At 69.1% G+C, this 18,941-nt stretch carries 17 protein-coding genes; 10 read left to right on the plus strand and 7 right to left on the minus strand.

Features of this window, described 5'->3' with window-relative positions; genetic code table 11:
• Positions 1-186 precede the first annotated feature (186 nt).
• Entirely contained in the window at positions 187-771 is a 585-nt protein-coding gene (locus Dfulv_RS47150) for a hypothetical protein (protein WP_406567895.1), read from the plus strand.
• 93 nt (positions 772-864) lie between these two features.
• A complete protein-coding gene (locus tag Dfulv_RS47155) occupies positions 865-1,473 on the plus strand; it encodes a class I SAM-dependent methyltransferase (RefSeq protein ID WP_259860311.1) in 609 nt (202 codons plus the stop codon).
• 28 nt (positions 1,474-1,501) lie between these two features.
• On the opposite strand, the gene Dfulv_RS47160 is transcribed toward Dfulv_RS47155, so the two are convergent.
• Complete coding sequence (locus tag Dfulv_RS47160; RefSeq protein WP_259860312.1) at positions 1,502-2,431, minus strand: LysR family transcriptional regulator; 930 nt, start codon at positions 2,429-2,431, stop codon at positions 1,502-1,504.
• A gap of 132 nt (positions 2,432-2,563) precedes the next feature.
• Between Dfulv_RS47160 and Dfulv_RS47165 the strand changes: the two genes are divergently transcribed.
• From Dfulv_RS47165 to Dfulv_RS47185, 4 genes are all read left to right on the plus strand, one after another.
• The gene (locus Dfulv_RS47165) at positions 2,564-3,835 is read left to right on the plus strand and encodes an MFS transporter (protein WP_259860313.1); all 1,272 of its coding nucleotides are present in this window, start codon (positions 2,564-2,566) and stop codon (positions 3,833-3,835) included.
• Positions 3,836-3,954: 119 nt separating this feature from the next.
• Positions 3,955-5,448 carry a hypothetical protein gene (locus tag Dfulv_RS47170; protein ID WP_259860314.1) on the plus strand — a complete coding sequence of 498 codons (1,494 nt, stop codon included), beginning with the start codon at positions 3,955-3,957 and terminating at the stop codon, positions 5,446-5,448.
• Between the two features lie 309 nt (positions 5,449-5,757).
• The gene (locus Dfulv_RS49040; RefSeq protein WP_406567896.1) at positions 5,758-8,553 is read left to right on the plus strand and encodes a S8 family serine peptidase; all 2,796 of its coding nucleotides are present in this window, start codon (positions 5,758-5,760) and stop codon (positions 8,551-8,553) included.
• Between the two features lie 436 nt (positions 8,554-8,989).
• Positions 8,990-10,885, plus strand: a complete 1,896-nt coding sequence (locus Dfulv_RS47185) for an adenylyl cyclase (protein WP_259860315.1) — start codon at positions 8,990-8,992, stop codon at positions 10,883-10,885.
• A gap of 69 nt (positions 10,886-10,954) precedes the next feature.
• Here the strand turns inward: Dfulv_RS47185 and Dfulv_RS47190 are convergent, their stop codons facing one another.
• Positions 10,955-11,260: a hypothetical protein gene (locus Dfulv_RS47190; protein WP_259860316.1), complete on the minus strand. Its 306-nt coding sequence runs from the start codon at positions 11,258-11,260 to the stop codon at positions 10,955-10,957.
• A gap of 98 nt (positions 11,261-11,358) precedes the next feature.
• Here Dfulv_RS47190 and Dfulv_RS47195 point away from each other — a divergent pair, with 98 nt between their 5' ends.
• Complete coding sequence (locus Dfulv_RS47195) at positions 11,359-11,991, plus strand: DUF998 domain-containing protein (protein ID WP_259860317.1); 633 nt, start codon at positions 11,359-11,361, stop codon at positions 11,989-11,991.
• Here the strand turns inward: Dfulv_RS47195 and Dfulv_RS47200 are convergent.
• The 3 genes from Dfulv_RS47200 to Dfulv_RS47210 are packed head-to-tail and all read right to left on the minus strand — an operon-like array spanning position 11,951 to position 13,951.
• A complete protein-coding gene (locus Dfulv_RS47200; protein WP_259860318.1) occupies positions 11,951-12,367 on the minus strand; it encodes a hypothetical protein in 417 nt (138 codons plus the stop codon). The genes Dfulv_RS47195 and Dfulv_RS47200 overlap by 41 nt on opposite strands.
• Positions 12,368-12,369: 2 nt before the next feature.
• Positions 12,370-12,828, minus strand: a complete 459-nt coding sequence (locus Dfulv_RS47205) for a MarR family winged helix-turn-helix transcriptional regulator (RefSeq protein ID WP_259860319.1) — start codon at positions 12,826-12,828, stop codon at positions 12,370-12,372.
• 40 nt (positions 12,829-12,868) lie between these two features.
• Entirely contained in the window at positions 12,869-13,951 is a 1,083-nt protein-coding gene (locus tag Dfulv_RS47210) for an App1 family protein (protein ID WP_259869625.1), read from the minus strand.
• Between the two features lie 202 nt (positions 13,952-14,153).
• On the opposite strand from Dfulv_RS47210, the gene Dfulv_RS47215 reads away from it, so the two are divergent.
• A complete protein-coding gene (locus tag Dfulv_RS47215; protein WP_259860320.1) occupies positions 14,154-14,465 on the plus strand; it encodes a hypothetical protein in 312 nt (103 codons plus the stop codon).
• 167 nt (positions 14,466-14,632) lie between these two features.
• On the plus strand, positions 14,633-15,352 hold the full coding sequence (locus Dfulv_RS47220; protein ID WP_259860321.1) for a hypothetical protein: 720 nt from the start codon (positions 14,633-14,635) through the stop codon (positions 15,350-15,352).
• On the opposite strand, the gene Dfulv_RS47225 is transcribed toward Dfulv_RS47220, so the two are convergent.
• A complete protein-coding gene (locus Dfulv_RS47225; RefSeq protein WP_259860322.1) occupies positions 15,349-16,338 on the minus strand; it encodes an ATP-binding protein in 990 nt (329 codons plus the stop codon). The two genes, Dfulv_RS47220 and Dfulv_RS47225, sit on opposite strands and share 4 nt — an antisense overlap.
• Entirely contained in the window at positions 16,335-17,096 is a 762-nt protein-coding gene (locus Dfulv_RS47230; protein WP_259860323.1) for an RNA ligase family protein, read from the minus strand. The genes Dfulv_RS47225 and Dfulv_RS47230 overlap by 4 nt, the downstream gene beginning before the upstream one ends.
• A gap of 170 nt (positions 17,097-17,266) precedes the next feature.
• Between Dfulv_RS47230 and Dfulv_RS47235 the strand changes: the two genes are divergently transcribed.
• Positions 17,267-18,871, plus strand: coding sequence for an alpha/beta hydrolase (locus Dfulv_RS47235; protein WP_259860324.1), 1,605 nt, complete (start codon positions 17,267-17,269; stop codon positions 18,869-18,871).
• Positions 18,872-18,941: the final 70 nt, after the last annotated feature.

An 18,941-nucleotide genomic window follows, 5' to 3' on the forward strand; every position in this document is an offset into this window, starting at 1 on the left:
TGGCGGGTCTTGTCCCGCATCCCTCTCGCGGCCGCAGCTCAGTAGGTGTGGCGGAGGGGTGGCCGGTCCGAGGTCCCGGTGGTGAGGGGACTTCGGTCCCGGACGGTTGGGGAGGTTCGGCACGAGCGCCCGGCACCGGCCGGGGATGACGATGTGTGTGTCAACAGAGAACGGCAGGAGGCCGAGATGAGCACCGCACACATCCACCAGGCCAGTCACCTCGAGCGGGTCGAGGCCCCGGGCAGCATGCTCACCAAGACGGCCGCCAAGGCACTGGCGGTGCTGCGGTACGCCACCGGGTTCGTCTTCCTCTGGGCGTTTCTCGACAAGACCTTCGGCCTGGGCTACTCCACCCCGGAGGCGAAGGCCTGGATCAACGGCGGCAGCCCCACCAAGGGCTTCCTCGCCAACGTCGACGTCGGCCCCCTGCAGGGCTTCTTCCACACCATCGCCGGCACCTGGTACGCCAACTGGCTGTTCATGCTCGGCCTGCTCGGCATCGGCCTGGCGCTCATCGCCGGCATCGGCCTGCGCGTCGCCGCCGCCTCGGGCACCATCATCATGGCCGGCATGTGGCTGGCCGAGTTCCCCCTCGCCCAGCACACCGCCAAGGGCGCCCCGAGCGGCTCGACCAACCCCTTCATGGACTACCACATCATCTACGCCGTCGTGCTCATCGTCCTGGCCGCCGCCTACGCCGGCCACACCTGGGGCCTCGGCCGCCGCTGGGCCAAACTGCCCATCGTCCAGCGCAACCGCTGGCTCATCTGAATCCCTCCCGACCAGCCACAAAGCCCGGTTGAGGCAGCCGCCTCAACCGGGCTTCAGCACGCGGCCCGGTCCGAGAGGTCATATAGTCACGCGGTGAACTTGGAACAGGTTCGGCAGGCATATGCGTCCGTCGCAGAGCTCTACATCGAGCTGTTCGGTTCAAGCCAGCAGGTCCACGCCGACGACCTGGCCTTCATCGGACGACATCTGGCGGGCCGGCCCGGCACGGTGCTCGATCTGGGCTGCGGGCCTGGCCATATCACCGATTACCTTCGCTCGCTGGGTGTCGACGCGACGGGAATCGACATGGTCCCCGAGTTCATCGCCCATGCGCAGGCGGTCCACCCGAGCGGTAGGTACCAACTCGGGTCGATGGAAGATCTCGACGTCGCCAACCACTCGATCGCCGGCATCCTGGCCTGGTACTCGTTGATCCATCTACCGCCGCAAAGGCTCGACGGCGTGCTCGCCAAGTTCCGGCGAGCGATGGCCCCGGCTGGAACGTTGGTGCTCGGCGTCTTCGACGGTGACGAAGTAGCCGCCTTCGATCACAAAGTCGTGACCGCCTATCGCTGGCCCATGGACGAGCTCGTCGAGCGACTGACGCAAGCCGGATTCACGGAAGTCGAGCGCCTGCAGCGGCCCGGCGAAGGCACTCACCGGCCGCACGCCGCCGTCGCGGCAGTTGCAACTGAAAGGTGAGCTGAGTCGGCAACGTTGGGGCTGAACGCTAGGCCCACTCCGGCGTCCACACCTTCTCGTCGGGTGTGTCCACTCGTCTGGAGCCGAGGTAGTCGCGAAGTTTGCTGAGCGCGGGATGCGGGTTGTCGTCGCGCCAGATCAGTGACATCGGATAAACCGGTGCCGGGTCGCGCACCGGTATGCGCCGCAGGTCGTAGCTGTCCGGCCATAGATATCGCGTGCGTTCGCCGGCCAACGTCGCCAGTTCCGAGGAGTCGGCGATCTCGGCCAGCAGTGCCTCGTTTCCGAAGACCGGCCCGACCACGTCGATGGTGAGACCGAACACGGCGGCGAGTTCGTCGTAGTAGCTGGCCCATTCGGTACCGGCGGCCATGCCGGGCATCCAGATGCGGTGTTCGGCAAGTTGTGCGGGCGTGACGGCGCGGGCGCCGGCGAGCGCATGGCGTGGCCCGACGAGGAGCTCGTGGTGCTCGTCGATCACGCGGGCGGTCCTGATCGCGCCTGGCAGCCGGCGCGCGGGAACGGTGACGGCGTGGAAGGTCACGTCGATCGTCCCCGCCTCGACGGCGGCGATCGCGGCATGGGCGTCGGCGTCGAGGGTCACGACATCCAGCTCGATCCGCGGATGCGTTCGGTGGAAGTCCTGCAGCAGCACCGCTGGCGCGATCCGTCGACTGTGGACGTCAACACGGAGGGCGCGCCGGCCGGGGCGCACGGAAGCGTCGGCGCGCGCTTCCACCCGGAGCAGTTCACGGGCGTGGGGCAGGAAGGCCTGGCCGTCGATCGTGAGTTGGGCGCCGCGAGCCGTGCGGGTGAACAGCCGCACCTCCAAATCCTTCTCCAGCGCGGCGATGCGCTTGGACACGGCCTGCTGGGTGATCGACAGCGCGGCGGCGGCTTCCTGGAACTGGCCGGCGTCCGCGGCGGCGACGAAGGTACGCACGGCGTCGAGATCCACGCCGCAGAACCTACTCGTACAACACAGGGTTGTGGCTCGCCGTCGGCTCAGTTGTTTGATCCGTCTTCTTCGGCCTTGTTCTGATCACAGCGACCAACGGCAGGTTGTTCGAAGCGGCAGGTGCGGAGTTTGATGGCCAGACGATCCCTGGGCCGGCAGTTCGGATGGTTGTGGGCGGCGTACGCGGCCAGCGCCTACGGCTCGGGGCTGGGGTTCGGCGCGTTCCCGCTGATCGCCGTGCTGGTGTTGCACGCCGGCCCCGCTCAGGTGTCCGCGCTGTCCGCGGTGGGCCCGGCGGTGGGCGCGCTGATCGCGTTGCCGCTCGGGCCGTGGGTGGAGTTCCGCCGCAAGCGGCCGGTGATGATCGCGATGGACCTGGCCCGGTTCGCGGCCATGATGACGATCCCGGTCGCATACGCCTTCGGTCGGCTCAGCTTCGTCCTGCTGCTGGCCGTCTCGGCCACGATCGCCGCGGCCAAAATCGCGTTCAACGCGGCCAGCGGCGCCTACCTCAAGGCCCTCGTCCGTCCGGACGACCTGCTCGTGGCCAACTCGCGGTTCGAGTCGACGACGTGGAGCTCCATCGCGGTCGGGCCACCGCTGGGCGGGGCGGCGGTCGGCCTGTTCGGGCCGGTCGCCACCGTCGTGGCCGATGCGCTGAGCTACCTGCTCTCCGCGCTGGGCATCACCGCGATCCGCGACCGGGAAGCACAGCCCCAGCGCACCGCCCAGACCCGGGTCCGGGCCGGCGAGTTCCTCGACGGCTGGCGGCACCTCCTCACCCATCCCGGTCTGCGGGCGCTCTACCTCAACCAGCTGCTCGTCGGCGGACTGATCATGGCCACCGAGCCGCTGTTGGCCGTGCTGCTGCTCGGCGAGCTTGGCTTCGCGCCCTGGCAGTACGGCCTCGCCTTCGCCGCGCCCTGCGTCGGCGGGCTCATCGGCTCGCGCCTGGCCCGCCGTGTCGTGGCCCGGTTCGGCCGACATCGGGTCCTCCGTACCGTCGGCACGCTGCGCGCGGTGTGGCTGATCGGCCTCGCCTTCGTCCAGCCCGGTGTCGCCGGCCTCGCGACGGTGATCGCAGTCGAGCTCGCGATCATCATCAGCATGAGCCTGTACAACCCCGTGCTCGCCACCTATCGACTGGACCACACCCCCGAAGACCGCGTCGCCCGCACCCTGTCGGCCTGGTCGATCAGCAGCAGCGCGACCATCGCCGTCCTCAGCGCGCTCGGCGGACTGCTCGCCGGCGCCACCAGCCCACGCACGGCGATCACGGTCGCGGGACTGCTCATCCTCACCAGCCCGCTGCTGCTACCCCGCCGCCCCGGTCCCGGAGTTGTACCAGACCGTGAGCGCTGCGGTAGAGCGGCACGTTCCGCACCATCGTCCGGCCAGAAATAAGGAACCGGCAGCGCGCGGCGGAGAAGCGGACCGCGCGAACTGTCCGGAATAGCCGTCTTCCCATTTGGCGCGACAATCGATCAGCTGCGTGGAACTGCGGACAGCATCTGTGCAAAGCCGTGAAGGACCTTCTCGGTGCCTGGATTGTCACCCACCATCCGAAGTGGATAAAACCGGTGCTAGTCGAGCCGAACAGTCCCTTGTGGAGGACTGACGGAGTGGTTACCGTGCAACGGTTCTTCTCATCATTGCGACAAAAAACAACGGGGAGACACATGCGTCTCATGCGAACAGTAGGCAGCGTGCTGGGAGCCGCGGTGCTCACCGCGGCCGTGCTGCCGGCTCAGGCCCACGCGGCTCCGGCAACGCCGGCCAAGGCCGCAGCCGTGGACCCGTCCACGCCCGAGGGCACCTATTTCCCGCTCACCCCCACCCGCATCCTCGACACCCGTGAAGGCAACGGTGCGCCCACCGGGCCGCTGGGCGGCGGGAAGACCCTGCCGTTGCAGGTCGCCGGTCGGGGCGGTGTGCCGAGCGCAAACGTCTCGGCGGTCGTGCTCAACCTGACGGTGACCGGCCCCACCTCGGCGGGTTACCTCACCGTCTATCCAACCGGAATGACGCGGCCGGTCGTGTCCAACGTCAACTTCACCCCCGGCTGGACCGGCGCCAATGCGGTCACGGTTCGACTGGGCACCGGCGGCAAGGTCGACATCTACAACCCGGCCGGCAACGTCAGCGTCATCGCCGACGTCGTCGGCTACTACGTGACCGGAACCGCCCCCGCCAAGGGCGGCAACTTCCGGCCGACCCTCCCGGGACGGGTGCTCGACACCCGCGACGCCGACTTCGGTGGTCCGCTCAGCAAGTTCGAGACGGCCTGGGTTTCCGTCACCATCGACGACGGCACTCCCGACAGCCACGTGCGAGCCTTCGCCGTCAACATCACCGCTGTCAACGGCAGCCTTGGTGGCTACCTCACGGCGTGGAACGGGGTCGGTAAGCAGCCGAACGCGTCCACGCTCAACTTCGGCAAGAACGCGGCCGTGCCCAACTTCGCCGTTGTTCCCACCGCGCCCTGCGACTGGGACGGCTGCGAAGGCTCGATGATCGGCATCTACAACGGCTCCGGTGGCACCACCCACGTCATCGTGGACATCTTCGGCTACTACGACGACAGCACGCTCGGCGGTCTTCGGTTCAACCCGATCCCGCCGACCCGGATCACCGACACCCGCGATGCCGGAAAGCGCGCGCTCGGGCCGGCGAGCACCACGGCCTTCCCGGCCGCGTCGGTCACCACCCCCAACACCTACGCGCTCGCCACGAACGTGACCGGTATCGACCCGTCGAACTCGACCTACCTGACCCTGTGGTCGGGCGATGTCGCCAGGCCCGTGGTCAGCAATCTCAACCTGCTCCCGCACGAGGTGCGCGCGAACGCCGCGTACGTCGGCATCGACGACAACTTCAACTACAGCGTCTTCAATCCTGCGCACACGGTCCACATGGCGCTGGATGTGACCGGCACCTTCGAGCTGCCCGTCGCGGCCGGCTCGGCCGCTTCGACCGTCGTCACGCAGTCGGTGACCGGACAGGCACACCGCAGGTAACACAAAAACGAAGCATCGCACCACAGCGACGGCGTCATCGGAGCACCCGCTCCGGTGGCGCCGTCGTCGTCAGAGCGGCCGAAGGCGCATCGTCCCGCTCTGACCGAACGTCCACTTGCGACAGATTGCGCGTGATCGTACGGTTCCCCCGATGTCGTCGTCCCTTTGAGCCGGCGAAATCGGGGGAAATCATCAGCGCCTGCTGCGCCTTGTCACTGCCACGGAACCGTTCGGAGTCGCTTCCGCCGAGTCGTTCGCTGTGCGACGTGACGAGTGCGTATGGCTGTCTTGTGAAGAGGGAGGAGGACAGTGGCGCTCCCAAGCACAACCGGGCGGCTGTTCCGGGCCGTAACCGCAGCGGTGACAACATTGCTGGCTGCCACGTTGATCGATGCCGGCGGGGCCGCCGCGTCGCCGCCGAGCGGCGAGATCCTGCCGGCGGGGTCCGACGCTGTGGTGCCCAACAGTTATGTGGTGGTCCTCAAGGACACCGCATCGATACAGCGGCAGGGCGTTGACGCCGCCGTCCGGGCACTTACCGGCAGATACGGCGGCAAAACAGGGCACCTCTTCCGCCATGCGCTGCACGGCTTCGAGGTCACGCTGAGCGAGGATGCGGCCAAGCGACTCGCCGCAGACGACGCCGTCCAGTACGTACAACGCAACGGGATCTACCGGGCCGCTGGCATCCAGACGAGCCCACCGTCATGGGGGCTGGACCGGGTCGACCAGCGCAATCGTCCACAGGACGGTTCGTACACCTACCCGAACACGGCCTCGAACGTGCACGCGTACATCATCGACACGGGCATCCGCCTCACGCACACGGACTTGGGCGGGCGGGCGACCACCGGAGTCGACCAGATCAATGTCGGCGGCACGGCTGACGACTGCAACGGCCACGGCACACACGTGGCGGGTACGGTCGGCGGCTCGTCCTACGGCACGGCGAAGGGCGTCCGATTGGTCGCCGTCCGGGTCCTCGACTGCGCGGGCAACGGCACCACGGCGCAGGTCGCGGCGGGTGTCGACTGGGTGACGGCGAACGCGGTCAGGCCTGCGGTGGCGAACATGAGCCTCGGCGGCGGTGCGGACCTCACGATCGACAACGCGGTGACCAGGTCGATCAACGCCGGCATCACGTACACCGTCTCCGCCGGCAACGGCGACGCGCGCGGCAACCCGCTGAACGCCTGCAACAACTCTCCGGCCCGGGTTCCCGCGGCGATCACGGTCGGCGCCACGGACAGCTCCGACAACCGGGCATCGTTCTCGAACTACGGCACCTGCCTGGACATCTTCGCGCCCGGTGTCGACATCACGTCGGCCTGGAGCAGAAGCAACACGGCGACCAACACCATCAGCGGCACCTCGATGGCGGCGCCGCACGTGACCGGCGCCGCAGCGCTCGTGGCGTCGGCCAACCCGAGCTGGACACCGCAGCAGATCCGGGACTATCTCGTCGACAACGCCACGAGCAATGTCGTGGGCAATCCCGGCACCGGCTCACCCAACAAGCTGCTCTTCGTCGGGAATCCCGCGCCGTCCGACGACTTCTCGGTGTCGGTCTCGTCCGCATCGGCTTCGGTGACTGCGGGCAACTCGACCACCGCCACCGTGAGCACCGTGACCACGTCGGGCAGCGCGCAGGCTCTGACGTTCTCCGCGAGCGGGCTGCCCAGCGGCGCCACCGCGTCGTTCAGCCCGGCGTCGATCACATCGGGTGGTTCGTCGACGATGTCGATCGCGACAAGCACAGCCACGCGCTCGGGCACATACGCCGTCACCGTCGTCGGTACCGGCAGTTCGGTGACCCGCACAACGTTGTTCAAGATCACCATCAGTGGCGGAACAGGCAGCGAGGGTCACTATGTGCCGGTGAACGCTGCCCGGATCCTCGACACCCGTTCGGGTGTCGGGGCGCCGATCGGGAAGATCGGTCCCAGTGGGACGCTGCGTCTGCAGGTGACCGGCCGGGGCGGATATCCCGCCTCGGGTGTGTCCGCGGTTGTCCTCAACATCACCGCGACCGACCCGACCAGCGGCAGTTTCCTGACGGTGTATCCGACCGGCGTGACCCGTCCGACAGCCTCCAACCTCAACTTCCCGGCAGGCTGGACCGGCGCCAACGCCGTGACTGTGCCGGTCGGGGCCAACGGTCAGATCGACATCTACAACGCCGGGGGCAGCGTCAACGTCATCGTCGACACCCTTGGTTACTACACCGCCACCGGCGCCTCCGGCGGCGGCTTGTACCACCAGTTCGTCCCGGACCGACTGCTGGACACCCGCACCGGCTCGGGCCGGGTCGCCGGTGGCGGGACCGTCCGGATGGCGCTGTCGGTCGACAGCATTCCGGACTCGGGCAAGCGCATCAAGGCGCTCGCCCTGAACATCACCGCGGTCTACCCGGACGCGGGCGGATACCTGACCGCCTACAACGGGCTCGGCGCGGTGCCGACCGCCTCGACGCTGAACTTCAGCAAGGGTCAGATCGTGCCGAACTTCACCGTCGTGCAGACGTCGGAATGCCCCACGGGTGGCGCCTGGGCCTGGTGCCAGGGCGCGGCCATGTTCGGGGTCTACAACGGTTCGGGATACGCGACCGACATCGTCGTGGACCTCGTGGGCTTCTACGACGACGGCACGGTCGGGGAAGGGTTCCAGTTCCACCCGGTGACCCCGACCCGTATCGTCGACTCCCGCATCCCGCTGGGCGCACCGGGCAAGCTCGGCTCGGCCAGCACCACCACCATCACTGCGCCGCAGGCTCTGCAGAAGGACACGACCTATGCCCTGGTGGCCAACGTGACCGGCGTCTCGCCGACCACGGCGACCTACCTGAGCCTCTGGGCGGCCGGGGATCCGATCCCGCCGGTCAGCAACCTGAACCTCGTCGCCAATGAGGTGCGGCCGAACGCGGCCGTCATCGGTCTCAACGAGGCCTGGCGGTACAACGTCTACAACGCGGGTGGCGTGGTCGACGTCGTGATCGACGTTTCCGGTGTCTTCGACTATGTCACGAGCGCAGGGGCGTTCAACTCGAGCACCACTGGCTCGCGCGTGGTCGAGCGGCACACCGCGACCGTGAAGCTGGCCAAGTAGTTCCGACGAACCACCGGACGGCGCCATCGGGTCATCCCGATGGCGCCGTCGCCGTTTCGGCCTACACCGGGCCATCGACCCTGGTGGAATCGTACGGATTTTTGTACAAGAATCAGGCGAAGCGCCTGGTGGCCGGAAAGTCAAGAGCCTCGTCATATAGCGCCCGACCGCTTTACGCGGTAGAAACATCCCACCCACTTTTTTTACGGTCTGATACAAGCCGAGACGAGGTGAGAGCGCTCTCTCCACCGGCCGTCAACATCTGGCCGGACGCACCACTTGATTAGGCAGGTCGATGACCATCGTGAGCCCGGCCGAGACGGGAGAGCGCTTCCGCGTCGGCGCCGCACCCCGGGCCGCGAATCCTCCTATCCGTCTTCCACCCCGCGACCCTGTGCAGGTAGCGCCGCCCGCCCAGTGGAAAGGACGAAACTGCATGACGACCCATCCTCCCGGTAGCGGAGGCCCTTCGAGGCGGCCCGTCATCCGCCGGAACATCGGCCGGGCATTCACGCTCGGCGTCGTGCTGACGACCGCTGTCACGGCGACTGGAACCGCCGCCAGCGCCCACTCACGTCCCAGCGTTCCGGACTTCGGGCCGAACGTCACCATCTTCGACCCGAGCGTGCCGGTCAGCCAGATCCAGGCGACCCTCGACGCGGCGCACGCCGCGCAGGTCGACAACGAGATGGGCACCACCCGCCACGCCTACCTCTTCAAGCCCGGTTCATACGGCACCGCCGAACAGCCGCTGCAGGCCAAGGTCGGGTACTACACCGAGGTCTCCGGCCTCGGCGCGTCGCCCACCGACGTCACCGTCAACGGCAAGGTCGAGGTCTACAACCGCTGCCTCGCCGACGGCGGAACGAGCAACTGCCTCGCGCTGGTCAACTTCTGGCGCACCATGTCCAACCTGTCGATCAACGTGAACGCGGCGGGCCAGGACGGCTGCCGCGCGTCGGCGAACTTCTGGGCCGTGTCGCAGGCGGTGTCGCTGCGCCGGCTCAACATCAGCGGCAACCTGTCGCTGATGGACTACTGCACCGCCGGTCCGCAGTTCGCCAGCGGTGGCTTCATCGCCGACTCCAAGCTGCCGACGACCACCAACGGCTCGCAGCAGCAGTGGCTCACCCGCAACAGCGAGGTCGCCGGCTGGTCCAACGCCGTGTGGAACCAGGTCTTCGCCGGTGTCGTCGGCGCGCCCGACGACTCGGCGTTCCCGGACCCGCCGTACACCACCCTCGAGAACACCCCGCTCAGCCGCGAGAAGCCCTACCTGTTCATCGACTCGAAGGGCAAGTACAACGTCCGCGTGCCGTCCGCGAAGCGGAACACGCGCGGCGTCTCGTGGGCCAACGGCGTGACGCCGGGCTACACCCTGCCGATCTCCGACTTCTTCGTCGCGAAGCCGTCGGACTCCGTGCAGACGATCAACAACCAACTCTCCCGCGGCAAGCACCTGCTGCTCACCCCGGGCGTGTACAACATCGCGAAGAGCATCGAGATCAAGCGTCCCGGCACCGTCGTGCTCGGCCTCGGGCACGCCACGCTGACCGCGGTCAACGGCTCGATCCCGCTCGACGTCGCCGGTGTCCCCGGCGTCATCATCGCCGGCGTCACGATCGACGCGGGCCTCAAGGAGTCGCCGGTCCTGCTGCGCGTCGGCAAGGAGCACGGGTTCAACTTCAGCGACTCGCGCAACCCGACGACGCTGTCCGACGTGTACTTCCGCGTCGGCGGCCCGCACATCGGCAAGGCCAACATCGCGCTCCAGGTCAACAGCGACAACGTGCTCATCGACCACACCTGGGTGTGGCGCGGCGACCACGGCGTCGAGGGCTTCACCGAGGGCGTGAACGGTGACACCCAGCGCTGGCGGACCAACACCGGCCGCTACGGCGCCGTCATCAACGGCGACAACGTGACCGCGACCGGCCTGTTCGTCGAGCACTTCCAGAAGTACAACACCGTCTGGAACGGCAACAACGGCACGACGATCCTGTACCAGAACGAGCTGCCGTACGACCCGCCGACGCAGGCCGACTGGATGAACGGCAACGTCGAGGGCTACGCCGGCTACAAGGTCGGTGACAAGGTCAAGACCCACACCCTCTACGGCGGTGGCGTCTACGTGTTCAACCAGAACAACCCGTCGATCCACACCAAGAACGGCTTCGAGGTCCCGCAGCGGCCGGGCGTCAAGCTGCACCACATCATGACGGTCAACCTCAGCGCCGGCACGATCGACCACGTCGTCAACGGCGTGGGCGACGCGGCCGACATGACCAAGATCGGCGCTCCGGTCTACCTCGCGGAGTACCCGGCCCCGTAGGTCGAGCACCACGCACCAGCACCAACCGAACGAGCAGGGCCGGAGCCGAACGGCTCCGGCCCTGTCCACTCAGGACGGCTGCCTGCCGCGTCCGATGCGGCCGAGCAGGACCGCCACGGTGAGCAGCGCCGACCAGGCGATGTCGGACAGGATGCCGATCCGGAACACGAGGTCCTCGGACTGCTCCTCCAGGAGCAGGTACGACTCCGTGAGCTGCCCCGCCGCCAGGAGAATGAAGCCCAGCAGGGCGGGCCAGAACGCCGGTCCCATAGAGCGCCGGTGCACCGCCGTGACGGCGGCACCGATCAGGCCGGCGGCCCCCGCGGGGTTGAACAGGACGGCGAGCAGAAACTCGGCGACGACGCTCTCGAACATCGCCGGACTGTAGTACCGGCTGTCGAGCATGGTTTCCGGGAACAGTCGGGGCTCGACCCTGATCCGCCCAGGGGCACGGGCGGGCGAGGATCAACACCGTGCTGCTACGCCGGGTGAACCTCAACCACGTGGCGCTGGCCGGCTTCGCGCTCGCCGCCGTCCTGGTCGTCGACGGCCACGTGGACCCCAACGACACGCTCGACCCCTGGGCGCTGACCGTCAGCGACTTCGCGGTCTCCGACCGCGGCGGGGTGGTCGACGCGGCCATGGCGGTCATGGCGGCCGCGTCGATCGTGCTCGTCCTGGCGCTGCGCCGGTCGGGCGTCCCGGTCGGCCGCCGGGTGACGGCGCTGTTCGCGGTCTGGTGCGGGGGCCTGCTCGCGGCGGCCGTCGTCCCGACCGACGAGCCCGGCCTGCCGCTGACCACGGCCGGCTACGTCCACCGCTACGCCTCGGTGGCGGCCTTCGTGGCGCTCCCGGCCGCCGGATGGCTGCTGTCGAGGCACGTGCCCCACACCCGCTGGGTACGGGGCACCGCGCTGCTCAGCGTGTTCTTCGCGCTGGCCATGGTCTGGTCGGCGGTCCCCGGCGACCGCGTCATGATCGGCCTGACCGAGCGCTTCCTGCTCGCCGCCGAGACGGGCCTGCTGGTGGCCCTGGCCTGGCCGGCCAAGGCCAGCGGGGCGGGGCTCAGGCCGCGGTGGCGAGCTCCGCGTCGGCGCGTGCGGTGATCTCGGCCAGCACACGGCCCGCGGCGTCGAGGTCGTCGGCCGGGAAGCCGGCATAGAGCCGCGCGGTCAGTTCGGCCACGCCAGCGGCGATCTCGTCGTACCGCGCCCGGCCCGCAGGGGTCAGGCTCCCGCCCGCGTCGAGCAGGCCGGCCTCGACGAGCCCGGTGACCGCCGCGCCGGCGGCCGCCGGGGTGATCCGCAGGCCGGTGGCCATGCGCGCCACCAGGTCGTCGCGGGCGAGGGTGCCGCCGCTCACGGCGGTCAGGTTGACCGCCACCCATTCCTCGAACGTGGTGGCGGTGCGGGCGAGCAGCCGGTCGAGGAGCGCGCGGGTGGAACGCTCCGCCTGGCCGATGATCTGTCCATTGAGGGGCATAGCTACTCCTTGGGATCCAGTGGTTCCAGTGGTACGGCTAGCAGCGTCTGCAGCTCGCCGACGAACGCCGCCGTCCGCTCCGCGTCCAGGCCGCCGAGCGGGGCCAGGAGCTGATCGAGCAGGCCGCTGACGATCACCACCGCTCGGCCGGTGACGTCGCGGCCCTTGTCGGTGAGCATCAGCTGGACCGCCCGGGTGTCGGCCGGGTCGGGCAGGCGGTCGACCAGGCCGGCCGCCTCAAGCGCGCGAGCGAGCTTGGAGACGTACAACGGCTCGAGACCGGTCCGGTCGGCGAGCTGGCGCTGGCTCGGACGCTCGCCCGTCCGGTCCATGCCGAACAGGGTGCCGAGCAGCGCGTATTGCGCGTGGGTGAGACCGAGTGGGGCGACCGCCCGGTCGACCGCCACCCGCCACTTCATCGACAGGCGCCAGACCAGGAACCCGGGCGTAGGACCACTCACGCCAGAAACAGTACATGGCTATAGTAGCCATGGCTAGTATCTACAAAATCTCAGTGTCCCGCAGCAGGCGCCACAGGCCGGCGCCGTCGGGGGCGCGCAGCCAGCGCTGGGCGTCCGACGGCACACGCTTCGAACTGTCGACCGGACTCGGGAAGGCACCGGCCAGCACCGCTTGGGTCGGCGACAGGTGCCGGATCGCGACGGCGGCCACACTCTCCGGGTGCTCGGCGACGAACTCGGCGTAGATCTCCGGGTCGTGCTGGCCGTCATCGCCGACGAGCAGCCAGCGGATGTTCGGGAACTCGTCCGCGAGCCGCGCCAGTGAGGCGCGCTTGTGTGCCTGACCGCTGCGGAAGAACCGGTCGGGCTGCGGACCCCAGTCGGTGAGCAGCAGCGGGCCGGCCGGGTAGAGATGCCGGGACAGGAAGCGGGTCAGTGTGGCGGCGACGTTCCAGGCGCCGGTGGACAGATAGAACACGGGTGCACCGGGGTTGGCGTTGACCAGCCGCTCGTACAGCACCGCCATGCCGGGAACGGAGGCGCGGGCGTGCTCGTCGAGCACAAACGTGTTCCAGGCGGCGAGCATCGGCCGGGGCAGGGCGGTCACCATGACCGTGTCGTCGACGTCGGAGACGATGCCGAAGCGGGTGTCCGGGTCGATGATGCGCACCGGCGCCTCGACCGCGACGCTGTCCTCGACGCGCAGCGTGACGGTGGCCCAGCCGGGGGCCAGGTCGGCCTCCACCACGGTGTCGATGAAGCCACCCCGGTCGCAGCGGACCTCACACGTACGGCCACCGGCCTCGATCCGCACGGGCGCGTCCTTGACAGACACCGCGGTGAAGGAGCGCCACCCACGCAGCTTCTTCAGGCGCTTGGCCGGCTTCGGGTCGATCCGGGCGAGCAGGACCCGGCCGAGCACGCGCACCCAGCCCGGCTTCTCCGGGGTCGCGCTCGCGCCGTATCCGGTGTAGGCGGTGACGGCGACCTTCCAGCCCCGCCGGCGCAGCCGCCGCTCGATCACGTTGTGGATGGCGTCCTCGATGCGGGCAGCACGGTGCAGGGGAAGGGGCGCGCCCGAAGTGCTGCTGGAGGCCCCGTTGGGGGCCCCGTTGGGGATCACCGACACGGGCCAACCCTGTCACAGCCAGCATGTCCGTGCACAGGAAGTACACCTGGAAACGCCTGGGGCCCGTGATCCGCTCACGGTGACAAGACGGCGACGCTGGCATGAAACCGTGAGCCCGAACCGGCGGGGCGCTTCTAGCGTGAATGTCATCGGGAACTCACCAAGGATTCCCCGAGAGGGCGCACGGAGGTGCGAAATGGCAACCACGATCGAGGCCGTTCGGGCCGAGGCGCTCTTCGCTTCGACCCTGCAGTCGTCGGACACGCCCGCGAGCGGTGAGATCCGCACCGCGGTCGCGGTGACGCTGCGGCAGATCGGCATCCAGGGCTGTGCCGCGCGGGTCGCGAGCGAGTTCGGGGACCACCCGGAGACCGCCGTTGCGCGGATGGTGTGGGCGTTGGCACAGGTCCGGGCGACGTACCCGGCCAAGGGCAGCAGGGCGACCCGGGCCATCCGGGCGATGCGCCGCTCGGGCGCCGTGATCCGTCCGCTCGCGCTGACCGCATAGCCGGTGTTCCTACCCGGCCGGTGGGGTAAGCGCCGGGCGTGCAGGCGGTCATCAACGCGGCGCAATCGTGAGGGATTTTCACCGAACACCCCGGGACTGCAACCTGCCCGCTCCACACTGAGGCCCAGTGAACGGCCGTCGGTACCCGTACGTCTTGGGAGGTCAGCGTGGAGCGGCACAAACTCACGATCGACATGAACGACGCCACGATCGAGCAGCTGCGCGACCACCACTTCGCGCTCTTCGGGCTCCACGCGGTCGCCACCTCGGCGAGCGGCGCCCCGACGATCTGGCTCTCCGTGCACTACCTCGAGCGCCGGCTCGAAGTGACGTGGCAGGAGACCTATTCGATGTACACCACCCGGCACCGGACGATGGCGCCGAGCACAAAGGTCGTGGCGACCCACAACTACCCGGCGCCGCTCGGCAGCGTGCTCGCCGTCTCCGGCAACGACGGCGCCGGCATCGTGTCCCCCGGCGGGCCGGCCGGGCACCTGGAGATCGACAACACCGGGCGGACCGACCTCGGCGCGGGCCTCTGCGTCCACGACGCGCACGGCATGTACCAGCCCATCGGCATCTTCGATCTGGTTGACGTCGACCTGTTCCAGCCGATTCCGAAGGTCGCGTTCTTCTTCTCGCCGATCCCGCACATGGCCGGGGAGATCGCGACCAGGGCGCTCGGGCCCGGCGTCATGCTGGACTACTCGATGGCCCGGGACCACTCGCTGTCGATCGAGTACGACCTGCACGACGGCTGGGCATGCGACAACCGGCCGTACGCGAAGCCGATCGACGCCAACGAGCCGCTCAACCCGCTGTTGCTGCAGCGTTCCTCGGCGCTGCAGGCGCTGGCCATGCAGCGCCAGCGCAGCACCAGTCGTTAGTCGTTGCGGACGTACGTGACGGCGTGGGCCTCGGTCAGGTCCGGCGGCTCCCATCGACCGGCCATTCGGGTGATCACCGAGTCGGGAACCGGGTGCGGACGCGCCCGGTTCCGCCGTCTGAGCAACTCCGGCGGCGCCTCGACGCTGACCACCTCGACGCGGGCGCCGTAGTCCGCGACCAGGCCGACGCACCTGGACCGCAGCTGCCGGGACACGTTCGTCGCGTTCCAGACGAACGGCGTGCCGGCCCGCAGCAGCACCTTCGCCCGCGCGACGGCGGCCGCCACGACGGGTCCCTGGTCGCCGGCCGGGCTGACGCCGAGTTCCTCGCGCAGCGCGTCGAGGCTGACCACCGGCGCGCCTGCGCGGTTGGCCGCGATCCAGGTGTCCTTGCCGGCGCCGGGCAGCCCGGACATGATCGTCACCGCGAACCGGGTGTTGTCGTAGGCCGCGTAGTCGGGGTCGCGGCCCGGCGTCCGGAAGTACAGGAACCGGGCATGGTCCGACGGGAACCGCCGCGGTGTGTCGAGGCAGCCCAGCTCGGCGGCGTATTCGCGGAACAGGGTGGCGTCGGCGCCGGTCGCGGTGGCCAGGAGCGCGAGGTCGTCGTTGCGCGCGAGCAGGCTGACCCGGAAGACGGCGCGGTCCGGGTCGGGATGCTCCAGCAGGTCGGCGGGCAGGCGGTGGTGGCGGACCAGCGCGACGACATGCTCGCGCCACGCGACCGGCACCCCCAGCTCCCACAGCACCCGACGGGCGAAGAACTCGGCGCGCCGGGACTCGCCGAGCAGCAGCGCCGCGGCGAACAGCCGCGCCCGCTCGGCCGCCGGCCGCGCCCGCCACTCGTCCAGTCCGGCCAGCTCGGCCAGCTCGGCCGGTGCCGCCGGGGCGGGCCCGGCCCGCGCCCGGTCGAGGGCCGCGCCGATGTCGTCCCAGCGGACCCGCCACGTGGGCGGGGCGGGACACAGCTCCTCGAACGGGTTCACCGGCGGACCCGGTTCGCGACGATCGGCCGGTCCTGCCAGTGACTGCCCGAGTCGAGGATCGCCGCGTGGAAGCTGGGGCGGACCCATTTGTACCGGCCGAGCACGGTTTCGGGGTCCTCGGTCTTGACGTACAGCCCTTCCATCTCCTCGGACATGTCGGTCTCGCGCACCACCTGGTCCGGGTCGGCGCCACCGGCGACGGCAGCCTCCCGCAGCGCGTCGCGCCAGCCGCCGGTGCGGCACGTCGAGGGCCCGACGAACTTCGTCAGCGCCGGCAGGTCGGCGACCGGCCCCTCGAAGAGCACCGGCACCGAGCAGATCGGCAGCCCGGCGAGCAGTTCGCGCCGGCGCGCCGTCGCCAGGAACGTGCCGGTGACCCGGTCGTACACGTCGAACTCGCAGAAATAGTGCGGTAGCGCGTCGTAGAAGACGGTGTGTTTGGCGTAGAGCCACTCACCGTAGACGATGTATCGGTCCTGCAGGATCGGCCGCAGCTCGTACTGCACGCCGGCGGCCCACGCCTTGAACGGGGCGAACTGCTTCTCCCGCGGGCCGCCGGTGAGGTAGTGGCCGCGGGACTGCAGCAGCAGCGTGCCACCGGCATCGAAGCTGATCGCGGCGTTGGCGCCGTCGAGCTTCTCCTCGACGACGAGGAACCGCCCCGCCAACTCCCCGAACGGGACCTGCGCCAGGTCGTGGTCGCCCGGCTGCAGCCGCGATCCCTGCAGATGGGGCGTTCGGGGGAACTTGCGCAGCATCCTCACGTTGTACCGGAGACAAATCGATTGCCGACACGGGTTTTCTCGGGTGAGGGAAAGGGTGTTCCGGCTTCCGCGCGCCGACGCCTGTCGAAACGATCGGCATGACATTGTTTGGCCCGAATCACTTGCCCGAATGGCACACACCAGGGCAAATTTGGGAGGGTTGTGTGGAAAGAAAGTCCGTGAAGGGGCTGGTCCTCTTCACCGCGGCGGCCACGGTGCTGGCCGTGGCGCCGACGTCGAGCGCCCTGGCCGCACCCGCGGCGCCAGGGCAGCCCGAGGCCGGCGCCGCCAGCATCCCGTGGGGGCAGTGTGCGAGCCCCGGCCTGCAGCGGCGCGGTGCCGAGTGCGGCCTGCTGAGCGTCCCGCTCGACTACGGCAAGCCCAACGGCAAGAAGATCCAGATCGCGGTCTCGCGGATCAAGGCGAAGGTCGCGGCCAAGGACTACCAGGGCGTCATGCTGGTCAACCCCGGTGGCCCCGGCGGCTCCGGCCTGACCCTGTCGGTGCTCGGCGAGTTCGTGCCGAACGGCGCCGGCGAGGCGTACGACTGGATCGGCTTCGACCCGCGCGGCGTCGGCTCCAGCGTCCCGGCGCTCTCGTGCGACCCGGACTACTTCAACGGGCCGCGCCCCGAGTACATCCCCTGGAACCAGAACATCGAGAAGACCTGGCTGAACCACTCGAAGGGCTACGCCAAGGACTGTGGCAAGGCGGGCGGTGACCTGCTCAACCACATGACCACGGTCGACTCGGTCAACGACATGGAGTCGATCCGCAAGGCGCTCGGCGCCAAGCAGATCAACTTCTACGGCTTCTCCTACGGCACGTACCTCGGCCAGGTGTACGGCACGCTGCACCCGGACAAGGTCCGGCGCATGGTCCTCGACGGCAACGTCGACGTGCGCAAGGTGTGGTACCAGGCCAACCTCGACCAGGACGTGAACTTCGAGCGCAACGTCAAGATCTGGTTCGACTGGCTGGCGAAGTACGACAACGTCTACCACCTCGGCAAGACCGGCAAGCAGGTCGAGCTGCGCTGGTACGCGGAGCAGAACAAGCTGCGCAGCAAGCCCGCCGGTGGCGTGGTCGGCCCGGACGAGTGGACCGACATCTTCCTGTACTCCGGCTACTACCAGTCGACGTGGCTCGAACTGGCCGACGCCTTCGCGGGCTGGGCCAACGACGGCAACACCGACGTCATCGTCGCGGCCTACGAGAACTACATCGCCCCCGGCGACGACAACGGCTACGCGGTGTACAACGCGGTGCAGTGCACCGACGTGCAGTGGCCGCAGAGCTGGAACCAGTGGGAGCGCGACAACTGGCGCACCTTCCTGAAGGCCCCGTTCATGACCTGGGACAACGCCTGGTACAACGCGCCGTGCCTCTACTGGCCGGCGAAGGCGTCGAAGCCGGTCAAGGTCGACGGCTCGAAGATCAAGAGCGTCCTGTTCGTCGGCACCACCCTCGACGCGGCCACGCCGTGGGAAGGCAGCCTTGAGGCCCGCCGCCGCTTCCCGAACGGCAGCCTCATCGCCGAGGTCGGTCAGACCACGCACGCCAACTCGCTCAACGGCAACGCGTGCGTCGACGACGCCATCGCCGACTACCTCGCGACCGGCAAGCTGCCGGCCCGCAAGAAGGGCGACCGGCCCGACCTGTCGTGTGACGCCCTGCCGCAGCCCGACCCGACGGCGGCCTCCGCCCAGGCGAAGACGCTGCGCGCGGACAGCCTCACGCGCGAGCCGCTGTACCCGGTGCACCACTAGCCCGAGGGGCGGCCTTCAGGCCGCCCCTCGTCGCTCCCTTTTTCTGCGCGGCGATCTTGGAGTTGTGGTC

The sequence above is a fragment of the Dactylosporangium fulvum genome, from assembly GCF_025137375.1.
Lineage (GTDB): Bacteria > Actinomycetota > Actinomycetes > Mycobacteriales > Micromonosporaceae > Dactylosporangium > Dactylosporangium fulvum.

Bases quoted from the DNA above. Each gene is read 5' to 3' on its own strand.
- Dfulv_RS47150 (WP_406567895.1), top strand. From the start codon at position 187: ATGAGCACCGCACACATCCACCAGGCCAGTCACCTCGAGCGGGTCGAG.
- Dfulv_RS47165 (WP_259860313.1), top strand. From the start codon at position 2,564: ATGGCCAGACGATCCCTGGGCCGGCAGTTCGGATGGTTGTGGGCGGCG.
- Dfulv_RS47185 (WP_259860315.1), top strand. From the start codon at position 8,990: ATGACGACCCATCCTCCCGGTAGCGGAGGCCCTTCGAGGCGGCCCGTC.
- Dfulv_RS47190 (WP_259860316.1), bottom strand. From the start codon at position 11,260: ATGTTCGAGAGCGTCGTCGCCGAGTTTCTGCTCGCCGTCCTGTTCAAC.
- Dfulv_RS47200 (WP_259860318.1), bottom strand. From the start codon at position 12,367: ATGCCCCTCAATGGACAGATCATCGGCCAGGCGGAGCGTTCCACCCGC.
- Dfulv_RS47215 (WP_259860320.1), top strand. From the start codon at position 14,154: ATGGCAACCACGATCGAGGCCGTTCGGGCCGAGGCGCTCTTCGCTTCG.
- Dfulv_RS47230 (WP_259860323.1), bottom strand. From the start codon at position 17,096: ATGCTGCGCAAGTTCCCCCGAACGCCCCATCTGCAGGGATCGCGGCTG.